This is a genomic window from Halomonas hibernica, from assembly GCF_013183775.1.
Classification (GTDB): domain Bacteria; phylum Pseudomonadota; class Gammaproteobacteria; order Pseudomonadales; family Halomonadaceae; genus Vreelandella; species Vreelandella citrativorans.
Window position 1 is genome coordinate 50,495 of the sequence record NZ_VIFN01000014.1, and the last position, 14,688, is coordinate 65,182.

At 50.9% G+C, this 14,688-nt stretch carries 16 protein-coding genes; 2 read left to right on the forward strand and 14 right to left on the reverse strand.

All coding sequences use genetic code 11. The features are described from left to right. Positions 1–63: 63 nt before the first annotated feature. Both clpP and tig read right to left on the reverse strand, forming a co-directional pair. Positions 64–681: an ATP-dependent Clp endopeptidase proteolytic subunit ClpP gene (gene clpP / locus FKN99_RS15960; RefSeq protein WP_172118800.1), complete on the reverse strand. Its 618-nt coding sequence runs from the start codon at positions 679–681 to the stop codon at positions 64–66. A gap of 69 nt (positions 682–750) precedes the next feature. After that, positions 751–2,103 (reverse strand): trigger factor, encoded by a 1,353-nt coding sequence (tig, locus tag FKN99_RS15965; RefSeq protein WP_172118801.1) that lies wholly within the window; start codon positions 2,101–2,103, stop codon positions 751–753. Positions 2,104–2,696: 593 nt separating this feature from the next. On the opposite strand from tig, the gene FKN99_RS15970 reads away from it, so the two are divergent. After that, a complete protein-coding gene (locus FKN99_RS15970) occupies positions 2,697–2,855 on the forward strand; it encodes an EAL domain-containing protein (RefSeq protein ID WP_172118802.1) in 159 nt (52 codons plus the stop codon). 5 nt (positions 2,856–2,860) lie between these two features. On the opposite strand, the gene FKN99_RS15975 is transcribed toward FKN99_RS15970, so the two are convergent. The 12 genes from FKN99_RS15975 to FKN99_RS16030 form a co-directional block, all read right to left on the reverse strand. Next, positions 2,861–3,235: a hypothetical protein gene (locus FKN99_RS15975; protein ID WP_172118803.1), complete on the reverse strand. Its 375-nt coding sequence runs from the start codon at positions 3,233–3,235 to the stop codon at positions 2,861–2,863. Positions 3,236–3,238: 3 nt separating this feature from the next. Further along, positions 3,239–3,700 carry a flavodoxin gene (locus FKN99_RS15980; RefSeq protein ID WP_172118804.1) on the reverse strand — a complete coding sequence of 154 codons (462 nt, stop codon included), beginning with the start codon at positions 3,698–3,700 and terminating at the stop codon, positions 3,239–3,241. Positions 3,701–3,904: 204 nt separating this feature from the next. Further along, complete coding sequence (locus FKN99_RS15985) at positions 3,905–4,204, reverse strand: integration host factor subunit alpha (RefSeq protein WP_087111483.1); 300 nt, start codon at positions 4,202–4,204, stop codon at positions 3,905–3,907. Between the two features lie 66 nt (positions 4,205–4,270). After that, complete coding sequence (gene pheT, locus FKN99_RS15990) at positions 4,271–6,652, reverse strand: phenylalanine--tRNA ligase subunit beta (RefSeq protein ID WP_172118805.1); 2,382 nt, start codon at positions 6,650–6,652, stop codon at positions 4,271–4,273. A gap of 26 nt (positions 6,653–6,678) precedes the next feature. Then, positions 6,679–7,698 (reverse strand): phenylalanine--tRNA ligase subunit alpha, encoded by a 1,020-nt coding sequence (gene pheS / locus FKN99_RS15995; protein ID WP_172118806.1) that lies wholly within the window; start codon positions 7,696–7,698, stop codon positions 6,679–6,681. A gap of 151 nt (positions 7,699–7,849) precedes the next feature. Continuing rightward, positions 7,850–8,203: a 50S ribosomal protein L20 gene (rplT, locus tag FKN99_RS16000; protein WP_018916261.1), complete on the reverse strand. Its 354-nt coding sequence runs from the start codon at positions 8,201–8,203 to the stop codon at positions 7,850–7,852. 56 nt (positions 8,204–8,259) lie between these two features. Further along, entirely contained in the window at positions 8,260–8,454 is a 195-nt protein-coding gene (gene rpmI / locus FKN99_RS16005) for a 50S ribosomal protein L35 (protein WP_087111489.1), read from the reverse strand. Between the two features lie 81 nt (positions 8,455–8,535). Then, entirely contained in the window at positions 8,536–9,027 is a 492-nt protein-coding gene (infC, locus tag FKN99_RS16010) for a translation initiation factor IF-3 (RefSeq protein ID WP_172118807.1), read from the reverse strand. 60 nt (positions 9,028–9,087) lie between these two features. After that, positions 9,088–11,010, reverse strand: a complete 1,923-nt coding sequence (gene thrS / locus FKN99_RS16015) for a threonine--tRNA ligase (protein ID WP_172118808.1) — start codon at positions 11,008–11,010, stop codon at positions 9,088–9,090. 227 nt (positions 11,011–11,237) lie between these two features. Further along, a complete protein-coding gene (locus FKN99_RS16020) occupies positions 11,238–12,110 on the reverse strand; it encodes an OmpA family protein (RefSeq protein WP_172118809.1) in 873 nt (290 codons plus the stop codon). 274 nt (positions 12,111–12,384) lie between these two features. Continuing rightward, on the reverse strand, positions 12,385–12,870 hold the full coding sequence (locus tag FKN99_RS16025) for a DUF2489 domain-containing protein (protein ID WP_172118810.1): 486 nt from the start codon (positions 12,868–12,870) through the stop codon (positions 12,385–12,387). 70 nt (positions 12,871–12,940) lie between these two features. Next, entirely contained in the window at positions 12,941–13,939 is a 999-nt protein-coding gene (locus FKN99_RS16030; RefSeq protein ID WP_172118811.1) for a COX15/CtaA family protein, read from the reverse strand. Positions 13,940–14,284: 345 nt separating this feature from the next. Here FKN99_RS16030 and FKN99_RS16035 point away from each other — a divergent pair, with 345 nt between their 5' ends. Beyond that, on the forward strand, positions 14,285–14,497 hold the full coding sequence (locus tag FKN99_RS16035; RefSeq protein ID WP_172118812.1) for a hypothetical protein: 213 nt from the start codon (positions 14,285–14,287) through the stop codon (positions 14,495–14,497). Positions 14,498–14,688: the final 191 nt, after the last annotated feature.

Below are 14,688 nucleotides of genomic sequence, written 5' to 3' on the forward strand. Positions count from 1 at the left end.
TGTCACTGCGGCGGCTTGCACCGCCATAAAAGCTCGTTAGAAAAGCAAAACCTCATCACGCTATCAGGATGTAGGCCGCTTATCCAGCACTGCGTCAATCAAGCCATACTCTTGAGCTTTATTGGCGCTCATGAAGTTGTCACGGTCGGTATCACGGGCAACCGCTTCCAGATCCTGACCGGTATGATACGCAAGAATCTGATTCAACTTTTCGCGGATTCCCAGAATCTCACGGGTATGGATTTCAATGTCAGATGCCTGACCTTGATACCCTCCCAGCGGCTGATGAATCATGACCCGTGAATTAGGCAAGCAGTAACGCTTACCTGCTGCGCCTGCTGTTAAAAGCAGCGCGCCCATACTGGCCGCTTGACCAATACATACGGTTGATACATCGGGCTTGATAAACTGCATGGTGTCATAAATCGACATGCCTGCCGTTACCGAGCCACCCGGCGAGTTGATATAAAGATGGATATCCTTGTCGGGGTTTTCCGACTCAAGGAACAACATCTGAGCGACCACAAGGTTAGCCATGTAGTCTTCAACAGGGCCTACCAGGAAAATGACACGCTCTTTTAGCAGACGCGAGTAAATATCGTAGGCTCTTTCCCCTTTGGCGCTCTGCTCAACCACCATGGGCACTAAACCGCCGGCGTTTTGAATATCAAATCCACTCATTTGGGTGATTCCTTGCGTCCGATAAGGGAAAGGCGCACCGAGAACAGTGCGCCGCGCTGATGGGATTGCTTAGGCGTCTGCTTTCTCGCCTTCTTCAGCACCCTCGTCTTGTGCAGCCTGCTGCTGAGCGGCAGCTAATGCTTGCTGATAAGACATTTCAACGTCTTTAACGTTCGTTTGCTCAAGCAGTTTATCGACCGCTTTCTCTTCGAGAATGGCAGACTTAACCTGCGTTTTCAGCTGGTCGTTGCTCATGTAGTACTCAACAACCTCAGAAGGGTCCTGGTACTGCTCGGCCAGCTCTTCAACTTTTGCTTTAATCGCAGCATCGTCAGCGTCAAGCTCATTGACCTTGATCACTTCAGCCAGCAAAAGACCTACTTGAACGCGGCCCTTGGCCTGCTCTTCAAAAAGCTCATTGGGCAGCTGGCTAACATCAAAGTCTTCGCCAAGGCCAAACTGTTGAGCAGCCTGACGCTTCATTGCATCCGTTTCTTGCTGAACTAACGAGCTTGGCACCAGAATGTCGTTGGCTTCTTTAAGCGCGTCCAGCACCTGCTGCTTAACACGATTATCAACGGCCTGAGTCGCCTCACGCGTCATGTTCTTTTTGATTTCAGCGCGGAATTTATCCTGGTCGCCATCGTCTACGCCAAAGCGCTCAATGAAAGCAGCGTCAATTTCAGGCAGCTTCTGCGTGCTGACTTTATGCACCGTTACATTGAAGGTGGCTTCCTTACCTGCCAGATGCTCGGCCTGGTAATCTTCCGGGAAAGTAACCTTGATGGTTTTCTCTTCGCCAGCCTTGGCACCGATTAACTGCTCTTCAAAGCCAGGGATAAAGCTGTTGGAGCCAATCACCAGCGCGTGACCTTCAGCACTACCGCCTTCAAACGGCTCATCGCCCAGGAAACCTTTAAAATCAATCGTTATCTGATCGCCATCTGCTGCCGGTGTATCCGCATCTTGCCAATCGGCATTTTGTTTACGCAGCGTCTCGATCATTTCATCAACGTCAGCATCGCTTACGCTAACCACCGGGCGCTCAACGTCAGTGCCTTCGATAGAGGTCAACTCGATCTGCGGATAAATTTCCATGATCGCTACGAATTCAAGATCTTTACCGGCTTCATTAATTTGCGGCTCAATCTGAGGGTAGCCAGCCGGGTTAAGGCCTTCTTCAGTGATGGCACGTACGTAACGCTCACGCATTACCTCGCCCACTACTTCACTGCGAACGCTGTCGCTATAGCGTTGGCGGACAACAGACATTGGTACCCGGCCTTGGCGAAAACCATTCAGCCGCACGTTTTTCGCGGTGTCTATCAGGCGAGCACTGACAGCCTCGTCGATTTCGGCAGCCGGTACTTGGATAGAAATACGGCGTTCGATCTGGGAGGTCGTCTCGACGGAAACTTGCATGAATTGTCCTCTAGCGGCTGGGCGTTGTATTAACAGTGTTTAAATAAATTCCAAGGGGCAATTTTAAGAACCCTAGCGCACGGTGGCAAGCGCCATGCTCGCAAGATGGGGGCGCTGCGGTTAATTACAAGGGAATAAGTGACTAATTTATTACTTTTAGACCTCGGACACAGAATTACGTGCTCATTACGATAGGCTACCTGCCACTTAGCAACCTTTACTGGCTATCGTAACGATACTCATGACTACTCATCAAGACTTACCTATTTCACGCATTATGCAAACCAGCATTTTGCACTGCACACCCGCCATACGCCTTGCCAAGCGGCAAAGCGTATGGCGAAGCGCCACTGCAGCTCTATTGTCATTATGGAGAACCACCAAGCGTTAGGTATCTGGACAGAGCATGACGCCTTGATGATCAATTTCAGCACGCCCTCGGTTCTAATGCGACCGATCGCCGCATTTATGACATCACCCGCGCATACCGTGCCGCATCAAATGTTGCTCAGCGAGGCCCTTCTCATCACTGAGCTACCTGCATCATATTACGGCCCAAAGCCTAAAAATAGATCGCCGTTTTATTGAGGCCTTTGCACCAGCAGGAGCACAACAGCCGCGCTATCGTTGCGGCGATAGCAAGCCCTCGTGAGCCAGGTATAAAGGCGGTCGCCGAAGGCGTCGAAACGGAGCAGCAATGGAACCTGCTGGGTGAGTATGCTATCGATTTTATCCAAGGTTTTTGGGCCTAAACGGCTTATTTATGGCGTTTAGGTCGCCACCATAAACTTACCGCATGCATTAAAAGACCACAGGTAGCGGCATGAGAGATAAAGACTTCCCAGCTGATCCATGTGGTAAAAAGCGCGTGCCAAGCCCCCATGACTAAAGCACCCGCTAACAGCATGAGCACCAACCGTAGGCAAAGACGAGGTAATTGCTTGCGCGCGTCACGGGATAATAAACGCCATTGCGCTACCGCCGCGCCGGCAACCAGAACGACACCCATCACAATAAGCGTTTGACGGGTACTGTGCCCGCCTGCCATAAAACGCGGCAAAGATGCCAGCATTACCACACATAAACCGAGCGCAACACTAATGCGCTCTGCTGAAAAAGGCATCGGCTGCATTGCTTAGGCTACCTTTAGCTGCTGCTCTTCAATCCACGTCTCGACCCACGGCACTGCGGCATCATCTGCCATAAATGTTTCCATGGCATCAATTTCCAACCGGTCACCCAAACGGTGTGCCCCATGGTCTTCAAGTAACGCATCAAGCGCTCTGCCCGCACCACAGTATGTATCACCGTAGGAGCTGTCGCCTAACGCAATCATGCCGTAGCGTAATTCCGTAAGGGCTGGGCTTGTATCTTTTAAGCTGCGCACAAAGGGCACAAAATTACCGGGAAAGTCACCACTGCCAGTGGTAGAGAGCACGAATAATGAGAGATCTTCATTGCTCGTTAGATCATCAAGCGTCGGCTGCTCAACAATATTAACGGCAAAGCCCGCTTGCTCGAATAATGGCTTTACCTGCTCAGCCACATCTAACGCACCGCCATACATCGTGCCAACCAATATGTTCAGTTGAGGCATTGTTGCTATCCCCTATTAAGTGTCACGGCGTTGATAAATAGCCGTTGAATTTGCAGGAATATTAACATACTTCATTTATACGGCACATTTCGCAAATGAACAGACAAGGCTGTATGCACCGTGGCGCATAAAAAAACGGAGCGCCCAAAGGCACTCCGTTATATAGCGAAAACGACGCTACGGGTAGGTCATTAACATCAAGGACTACTTGGTTTTCACATAGTGCTCGACTTGCTGCTTTAATTTTTGACCTGGTCGAAAGGTCACAACACGGCGGGCAGAAATAGGTATTTCTTCACCGGTTTTTGGGTTACGGCCCGGCCGTTCACGCTTATCACGCAAATCAAAGTTACCAAACCCAGACAGCTTAACCTGTTCATTTTCTCGTAAGCAGGCTCGAATCTCTTCGAAAAAAGCTTCGACCATGGTTTTTGCTTCTCGTTTAGACAGTGCCAGCTCAGTATGTAAATGCTCTGCCAGCTCTGCTTTGGTCAACGCACCCATAGGACCCTCCTTGTAGCAAACGCATTGCCAAGAACGTGATAAGCGCCGTGTCGTGGCATATTATTGTCAGCCGCGTAGCTCAGCCTCCAACTGGACACGCACTTGTGTCACGATGGAATCTACCAACTGGTTGATTTCTTCATCGTTTAGCGTGCGTGAAGGATGCTGCCAGGTCAAGCCTAACGCAATACTCTTATGGTCGTCCGCCACGCCTTTACCAGCATAGACATCAAATAGCGTAATGTCTTTTAAGTAATCACCGGCTTTTTCTTTAGCGCAATCCAGTAGAGCCTGAACGGGCACCGCTTGCTTTACGATAAACGCCAGATCGCGTCGCACTTCAGGATAACGTGATAACGCTTCAAAGGCCGGGATCTGCCCTTGGCTTAACGTATCCAAGCGTACTTCAAAGAGTACCGCATCCACTTTAAGGCCCAGCTTGGCGCGCACTTGCGGGTGCAAAGTTCCAATCCAGCCAGCATGCTCGCCGTTGTACTGTATTTCAGCACTCTGGCCGGGGTGAAGCGCTGGATGCTCGGCTGGCTCAAAGCGCCAGGCATCAAGATTGCCCCCCAAGGCTAAAAGGCTTTCAAGATCCCCTTTGAGATCGTAAAAGTCGATACGCTCTTTAGAACCTGCCCAGCCTTCCGTTTCCCGACTACCACAGACTAACGCCCCCATCATGGGAACCTGGGACAGTTGATCCAGCTCGCCATTAAATACCAGCCCCGTTTCGAACAGGCGAACGCGGGTCTGCTGACGGTTTAAATTATGCTCCATGGCCCGCACCAGCCCCGGGAAAAGACTGGCCCGCATCACTGAGAGATCCGCTGAAATGGGGTTAGCAAGCACCGGAGAGACGGCATCAGGCAATATAGCGGCCTGAAGCTCGGGAGCCACAAAGCTATAAGTAATCGCCTCCTGGAAACCACGAGCGACCATTTGGCGACGCAGCTGCGCCTGGGTGAGTGTTGCTTCATCTGCAGAGCGCAGCGCTAACCGTGCAGCCGGGCGGCGAACAGGCAGATTATTGTAGCCATGAATTCGGGCGATCTCTTCGATCAGGTCTTCTTCAATCGCGACATCGAAACGCCAGCTAGGCGCAACAGCCGACCAGCCTTCAGCCTGCTGACTCACCTCAAGACCCAAACGCGTCAGAATGTCGGTGACATCTTCATTGGCCAATTTCTTGGAAAGCGCACTTTCCAAACGCGCTTCACGCAGCAAAATAGTACGAGAAGCAGGCACATGCTCTTCACTGACGCATTCAGTGACAGGGCCAGGCTGGCCGCCACAAATATCCAACAGTAAGCGTGTCGCACGCTCAATGGCCGCTGTAGCAAGCTCAGGGTCCACGCCACGCTCAAACCGGTGTGACGCATCGGTGTGCAAACCGTAAGAGCGCGCCTTACCCGCAATCGCCAGTGGTGTAAAAAATGCCGACTCCAGGAAAATCGTCTGGGTAGTTTCGTTAACCCCAGAATTCTCTCCGCCCATGACTCCCGCCATGGCAAGCGGACCCGCCTCATCGGCAATCATTAATGTTCCGAGGCGCAGGGCAACGTCTTGCCCATCCAGCAAGGTTAGCCGCTCCCCCTCTTTCGCCATGCGCACAACGATGCGACCGTTCAAATTATCGCGATCAAACGCGTGCATCGGCTGGCCAAGCTCCAGCATGACGTAATTAGTAACGTCCACCACAGGATCAATGGAACGGATACCGCTACGACGCAGACGCTCTACCATCCAAAGCGGTGTTTCCGCTTTTACATTAATGCCCTTGATGAGGCGACCCACATATCGGGGACACTGCTCAGGTGCTTCAACGCTGACAGCAAAAGTGTCATCTATTACGGCCGGGATAGATTCGATGACCGGCGGCGTTACGGCTAACCGGTTAAGCACGCCCACCTCACGGGCAAGCCCCTTAACACTTAAGCAATCTCCGCGGTTAGGCGTAAGATCCACCTCAATGGTCATATCATTGAGGTGCATATATTCGCGAAAATCGACGCCAACAGGCGCAGAATTAGCCAATACCAGAATACCGGGCGAGGTTTCTTCCTCAAGCCCAAGTTCCGATGCTGAACAAATCATGCCGCGTGACTCTACACCGCGCAGCTTGGCCTTCTTGATTTTGAAATCGCCTGGCAGCACGCCCCCTACCTGAGCAAAAGGAATCTTCTGGCCGATATCAACGTTTGCTGCACCGCACACCACCTGCACCGGTTCACCCGAGCCATCATTAACGGTACATACGTTTAATTTGTCGGCATCCGGGTGCTTCTCTTTGGTAAGCACCTCAGCAACGACAACGCCGCTAAACGCAGCGGCTACGGCTTCAACTGCATCGACTTCCAAGCCGGCCATCGTGATCTGATCAGCAATCGCCTGCGTGTCCAGCTGCGGTGATACCCATTCGCGCAGCCACTGTTCTGAAAATTTCATGATCGTTCCTGTGTTCGGCAGCGGTCTTAAGCGAATTGGCGCAAGAAGCGCAGGTCATTTTCAAAGAACAGGCGCAAGTCGTTTACACCGTAACGCAGCATCGCTAAGCGCTCAGCCCCCATGCCAAAGGCAAAGCCGGTATAGCGTTCAGTATCAATACCCGAGTGGCGGAAAACTTCAGGATGTACCATGCCGCAACCCATTACTTCCAGCCAGCCACTATGCGAGCAAACACGGCAGCCTGAACCGCTGCACATAACGCATTGGATATCGACTTCAGCAGAAGGCTCAGTAAATGGAAAATACGAAGGGCGGAAGCGAACAGAAAGGTCGTCCCGCTCAAAAAACGCCTGCAGAAAGTCTTCAATCGTGCCCTTTAGATCAGCAAAGCTAACCCCTTCGTCCACCAGCAGCCCTTCCACTTGGTGAAACATAGGCGTATGCGTCAGGTCGGAGTCGCTACGATAAACGCGTCCGGGGCACACAATCCGAATGGGCGGCTCGCTCTCTTTCATTGTGCGCACTTGAACGGGGGAAGTGTGCGTTCTCAGCAGACGCGTTGCATCAAAATAGAACGTATCCGCCATGCCGCGTGCCGGGTGATGCGCAGGAATATTGAGCGCTTCGAAATTGTGATAGTCATCTTCAATTTCTGGTCCTACCGCGACGTCATAGCCAATACGCGTAAACAGGCTTTCGATACGTTCAAGCGTACGCGTAACCGGGTGCAAGCCACCACTGGCCTGCCCACGGCCCGGCAACGTAACATCGATGCGCTCAGCGGCCAACCGCTCATTCAATGCTGCGTTTTCTAGCTGCTGGCGCTTAGCGTCAATTTCATTAGCCAATGTTTGCTTTGCCTGGTTAATGCGTTCGCCAGCAGCCGGGCGCTCTTCGGCTGTTAGCTTGCCTAACCCTTTCAGCAAAGCCGTTACTTCGCCTTTTTTGCCTAAATAGCGAACTCGCAACTCATCCAGCGAAGCAACATCTTGCGAAGCCTGAATGGCATCACGTGCTTCAGACACCAGAGTAGGAAGGTGGTCCATCCGTTTCACTCCGAATTAAGCGGTTCCCTTTTATGAGGGTGTCGCACATTGAAGGTGACAAAAAAACAGGGGAAGAGCGGCTGCTCTTCCCCTGCGGGTCACACTGAAATGACCTTCGTCAATTCACGCTGGCATTTGCACAGCTATGACGTTATTGGGCAGCCTTAGCTTTTTCCACGATAGCAGCAAATGCGGCTTTTTCGTGTACAGCCAGATCAGCCAATACTTTACGGTCAATTTCGATGCCGGCTTTCTTCAAACCGCCAACAAAGCGGCTGTAAGACATACCGTTGATGCGTGCAGCAGCGTTAATACGCTGAATCCACAGCGCACGGAACTGACGCTTACGGTTGCGGCGGTCACGATAAGCATACTGACCTGCTTTGATAACGGCCTGTTTAGCTACACGGAAAACACGCGAACGGGCACCGTAGTAACCTTTAGCCTGCTTCAATACTTTTTTATGGCGACGACGGGCAACTACACCACGCTTAACACGAGTCATAACACACTCCTGACTTTATAGCTGAGGCTTTAAGCACTCAGACAAAAAAATACGACTTATAGGTTTGGCAGCATGCGCTGGATCAGCGCTTTATCAGCAGCGTGAACCTGCTTCATTCCACGCAGCTGACGCTTACGCTTAGTCGATTTTTTGGTCAGGATGTGGCTACGGTGAGACTGCTTGTGCTTGAAGCCATTAGCGGTCTTTTTAAAGCGCTTCGCAGCGCCGCTGTTGCTTTTGATTTTCGGCATGAGAAAACTCCGCTCGATATTTTTTAGAAAACCCAGGGCCGACCATCGCCTACGCGATGGCCCGTTGGTTTCGCCGTTGGATCACTTCTTTTTCGGGGCAAGAATCATGATCATCTGGCGGCCTTCCATTTTCGGGAAGGATTCCACCGTTCCGATCTCTTCCAGGTCTGCCGCGATCCTTTCCATCAGCTTGCGGCCGATGTCCTGGTGCGCCATTTCACGACCACGGAAGCGCAAAGTGACCTTACCCTTGTCACCACCTTCCAAAAAGCGCATCAGGTTTTTCAATTTTACCTGATAATCGCCTTCGTCGGTGCCAGGACGGAATTTAACTTCCTTAACCTGGATTTGCTTTTGCTTTTTCTTTTGAGCCGCTTTCTGCTTCTTCGTCTCAAAAACGAATTTACCGTAATCCATAATCTTACAGACAATGGGATCGGCATTCGAAATTTGCACGAGGTCTAAACCGGCAGCTTCTGCACGCTCAATCGCTTCGGTGGTAGGCACAACGCCCAACTGCTCACCTTCAGCATCGATTAAACGCACTTCTTCTTCGGTAATTCGCTCGTTCATTGGTGGGCGTTTGTCTGCTGGACGCCCGCGCTGATTGCTTCGCTTGATCGTTCCGTCTCCTTAGGCAATTGACGATGTCGCCAGGGCTGCTCGCTCCGCACCAAGACGCTCGATAAGTGCATCGACTGTCATTGTGCCGAGGTTTTCGCCGCTGCGAGTTCGCACGGCCACTGAGTCAGCTTCGACTTCCTTATCTCCCACCACAAGGAGATAGGGAATTTTCTGTAACGTATGCTCACGGATTTTAAAGCCGATCTTCTCGTTCCTCAAGTCCGCTTTAGCTCGTAAGCCACTTTTTTGCAGACGTTGCTCTAATTCAAGAGCGTAATCACGCTGCGCATCGGTAATTGTCATCACTACCGCCTGCTGAGGTGCCAACCATAATGGCATAGCGCCCGCATAATGTTCAATCAAGATACCAATGAAGCGCTCCATTGAGCCTACTATAGCACGGTGCAACATGACCGGCGGCTTACGTTCGCCCTCTTCGGTCACATATTGAGCACCTAAACGCTCGGGCATCATGAAATCAACCTGCATGGTGCCCACCTGCCACTCGCGCCCCAGGCAATCTTTCATATGGTATTCAATCTTGGGGCCATAGAACGCACCTTCACCAGGGAGCTCCTGCCATTCGACATCACACGCTTTTAACGCGCGACGCAACGCATCTTCTGCCTCATCCCAAACATCATCACTACCAATTCTTTTCTCAGGGCGAAGCGCAATTTTAATGGCAATATCTTCAAACCCAAAATCAGTATAGACCTTAAGCGCTTGGCGATGAAAGCTGGTGACCTCGGGCTCAACCTGGGCTTCGGTGCAAAACACATGGCCATCATCTTGAGTAAACGCACGAACACGCATAATGCCATGCAAAGCGCCTGAGGGCTCGTTACGATGACAACCGCCAAACTCACCAAAGCGAACCGGAAGCTCACGGTAGCTGCGCAACCCGGAATTAAACACCTGCACATGGCCAGGGCAATTCATGGGCTTGAGAGCATACTCCCGCTTCTCGGATTCGGTAAAGAACATACCGTCCGCGTAATTATCCCAATGCCCTGATTTTTTCCACAACGATACGTCCATTATTTGCGGACAGCGAATTTCCTGGTAACCGCCGTCTTTATAAACGCCTCGCATATACTGTTCGATCTGCTGCCATAACGCCCAACCGTTCGGATGCCAAAACACCATCCCTGGCGCCTCTTCCTGCATATGGAAGAGATCAAGACGGCGCGCAAGCTTACGGTGATCGCGTTTTTCAGCCTCTTCAAGCCGCTTCAAGTACGCTTTCAGCTGCTTTTTATCGCCCCAGGCAGTGCCATAAATACGCGTCAGCATGGGATTTGAAGCATCCCCGCGCCAATAGGCGCCGGCAAGCTTCGTCAACTTAAACGCTTTTAGATGGCGGGTATTAGGCACATGAGGGCCACGGCACATATCCGTGTACTCTTCATGATGATAAAGCCGGATATCCGCACCGTCAGGAATATCGTGAATAATTTCCTGTTTATACGTTTCATCACGCTGAGAAAACGTCGACATTGCTTTATCGCGATCAACATATTCACGGACAACATCGTACTCGCGCTCTATTAGCGCTTGCATACGTTTTTCAATTGCCTCTAAATCTTCTGGCGTAATTGAACGACCAAAGTCGACATCATAATAAAAGCCGTTATCAATGACCGGCCCAATCGCCATTTTAGCGTCCGGGTAAAGCTGCTTTACCGCATGACCAATCAAATGCGCGCAGGAGTGACGAATGATCTCCACGCCGTCTGGGTCACGCGCAGTAATAATCGCTACGTTTGCATCGTGCTCGATAACATCTGCAGCATCGACTAAAACGCCATCTATCCGCCCTGCAACGCAGGCCTTAGCCAAACCAGGGCCAATGGATTCTGCAAGCTGCATAATGGAAAGTGGTGCTTCAAATGTTCTTTGGCTACCGTCAGGTAGTGTCACAATGGGCATTCAGTATTCCTTGAGCGCAGTGGTGATCCATACCAAGGATCACATTTCGCTATCAATGATCGTGGCGTTTAATAAGTGATACAACGTTATACAAGCGCGTAGCCTAACAGACTTGAGCGCCGCAGAAAATAAAAACGGGAGGCATACGCCTCCCGTCGATACGCACAGTAAATGTGCGGCACATCCAGCAAAAGCACTACACGTTTAGCGCCCAAGCAGTCTGCGTATTAGTTCCACTCGTCAATTTCAACACGGCGGTTCAGTGCGCGACCTTCATCAGTCTCGTTCGTAGCGATCGGATTCTCTTCACCGTAACCAACAGCACGCATGCGGTTAGCTTCTACGCCACGCTGAGCAAGATAAGCAGTCACAGATTCAGCACGACGCTGAGATAAGCCTTTGTTATAAGCAGCTGTACCACGTGAATCGGTATAACCATCGATGCTTACACGCACATCGGGGTTATTAACCAGACGCTCAGCAACACCGTTCAGGATGTTACGGGCATTATCGGTCAACTGAGCAGAATCAAACTCGAAGTTAACGTCTTGAAGAACAACGCTATCTGGGCAACCCAGCGCGTTTACTTCGGTGCCAGCTGGCGTATTGGGGCACTGGTCACGGTAATCCGGCACGCCGTCACCGTCGGAGTCTAGCGGGCAACCTACTGCGTCTACTTCTACACCAGCGGGGGTACCCGGACACTGGTCACGATAGTCCGGCACGCCGTCATTATCGGAGTCCAGCGGACAACCTTGCGCATCAACGGCAACACCAGCAGGCACTTCACCGTATGTCGGGCACTGCGGAGCTACCGGCTCAGGCGTACGATCAGCACACAGCAGGCCACCGATTGCAGCGCCAGCGACAGCACCCGTTGCCGCACCGCTATCTTCATCAGAAGAGCTGCTAGTGGCATAGCCGATGCTACCGCCAATCAAACTTCCCGCCAGACCGCAAACAGCAGGGTGCTGATACCAGCTACGGTCACTGCTGCTAGCACCAGCTTGGCCAGAAGATTGATTAGCGGAAGTGGCACAGCCTGAAAGGCCCACTACCAAGGCGGAACCGATTAGCAACCCAGTCGTTGACTTTTTCATACAAGACTCCTTCTTGATCCAATGCTGACTTAGCCGTATAGCCAAATCTATCCAATGCTTCTTATTGCGAGAGCATCCATTTTTCGCTTGTTCAATTTTAACCACGCGGGCGTTCCCCTGCCTGAATTGAACAATCTGCCTATTATTACGCTTTAACCATTGAAGGCAACAATGCCGACATATCAACTTCTTGCCAACATCGACATATCAAGCATAGCAAAACTGCCACATCCGGCACCAAAAAAACATATTGCCGCACTAAAATAAACCAAACTTACTTCTTATTTTCGCCTTTATACAGCTCAGGTCCGCCTTGTGCACGCCATTTTATAACGGCTTCTGCAGCAGCCAGAACCGCGGGCTTCATATCACGCTCAACTTCCAAACGCTGCTTATCTTCGCTCATGCGCTCACGGGGCGTTAAATTGGCACGAGCAGAGTGCGTTTTAAGATGCTGCGTCCGGTTATAAACCTCAGAAAAGGCTTTAAAATCAGGATGCTCTGCAAGATTGGCATCAACAATTTCAAGCAGCACCTTACAGCGCCATGAACCTTCGGTAATGTCTACCTGCCCTTGGACCAATGCACTTGTTACATAATCCAAATTTTCAAGGCTATTTTGCTGGGCCCTTAAATCTTCATCCAAGCGGAATGCTTCACGGCGTTTTACCTCTTTGCGCAGTTTAAGCGCGTACATGGATAAAGCCGCAATGACAGCAAGCGCTAATGTAAGCGCCATCAGTGCGCTGACCGAATTCATAATGCTCTCCGTCGTACATCAAAAAACTAAACAGGAATTATACATCATTTTAAATTTGAACTCTTATCTTCTATCGCTCGCCCAAGCACACGCACCACCAAGCCCGCACCATGCCAATCACGAGTAAAACGGCCCCTGCAGTATGCGCAAGTGCCAACCACAAAGGCAACCACATCAACACGTTGGCTATGCCAAGTACAACCTGCAGCGCATAGACCCCAATAACAAATACAAGCGCCCGAGCGACACTTGGGTTGTGGCGATATCGATACCAAAGCATCAGGAGTGACACACCCAGCAACAGCGCCCCTAGCCGATGCATATAGTGAATCGCGACCCGAGCTTCTGCATGCAGCTGTCCATGCAGGTAATTGGGGCCAACCGTTTGAGTCAGATGGAAACCTTCACTAAGATCCATGGTTGGCCACCACTGGCCATTACAAGCGGGGAACCCTTGGCAAGCCATACCTGAATAGTTACTTGTTACCCAGCCCCCCAAACCAAGCTGCAAAATCAATAGCACGGCGGCTAAACCCCAAAAAACATTAAAGCAGTTTGCTCCCATGACCTTTTTCTCAGAAATACTGGTTAGCCTGAGATGCAGCCAGAAAAAGAGCAGCAATACGCTTAGCCCGCCCAGCAAATGTAAAGTAACCACTTGAGGCCAAAGCTTGAGGGTCACGGTAAATGCACCAAAGCCCCCTTGTATAATGATAGCGGCAACTAGAAGCACGCTAATGCACCAAGGGTAATGGCGAGTATTGCGAAGTGGCCAGCCAAGCACTAAAACGCTTAGAACCAATATTCCGAGAAGAGTAGCTACATAACGATGCACCATTTCCACCCAGGCTTTTGCAACATCCAGGGGGGCATCGGGATGGCGTAGAGCAGCATGCTCACCATCAGGAACGAGCAAGCGACCATAGCAACCAGGCCAATCCGGGCAACCTAACCCCGCGTCCACTAAACGCGTCCAGGCACCGACCAAGATAACGACAATAGTCAGCAGCGTTCCCAATAACGTTAAGCGTGAAAGCCATACCAAGCGGCGCTCTGTCGATGAGTGCATCATGTATCCTTACATTTTCGTCGGCAGTATCCCTATCGGCTATTAAAGACCTCTTCGATACAAGCCAATCTATCCATGGTTACCTTATATTAGCAGCTAGATAAGGGCTAACTTGTCTCAAGAGCCCCCCCCCGGCTTTTCCTCCAAGCCTATCGTCAACCAACGAAATACCCCCACACCCCATACAGTATTATCGCTCTATATCAGTGTAGACATTTATTTTTAAACGGTTATTCGTACGCACAACACAAAAGACGATTTACAACCCGCTGACATGAGCCCTATAGTCACTGCTACAACTCCGTATCCTTTCCATTAATCCAACGTAATACAGGGGGTAATTTTATGCTGCAATATCGTCTCACCACCGGGATAGTGGCTTTTCTGGCGTTAATAGCAATGGCGTCGCTAGCGGGATGCACGACGTATACCTGGCCAGATGGCTCAAAAGAAACCGTACTTGGCGTTGTGCCGGACGATGAAAATAAACGCTATGAAGAGCAGCAAGCAGAAAGTGTCAGATACCGCGTGCCAGGTGAAATTCCAGAAACTCAGTAGCACCGCATAGCGCTAACCCTCTTCTTACCCTGTTTGCGGTGCTTCGTTGGGAAGTGGCACAATGCTGTGTTGGCCACGATCTATGCTGCATTTACAACATACGCAAAAACAGCAAGCTTATTGAGTAATGGTAGATCTCTCATTTTTTACGGCCTGCTTTCTTTGATGCATTATCCCATCGTCATCAATCC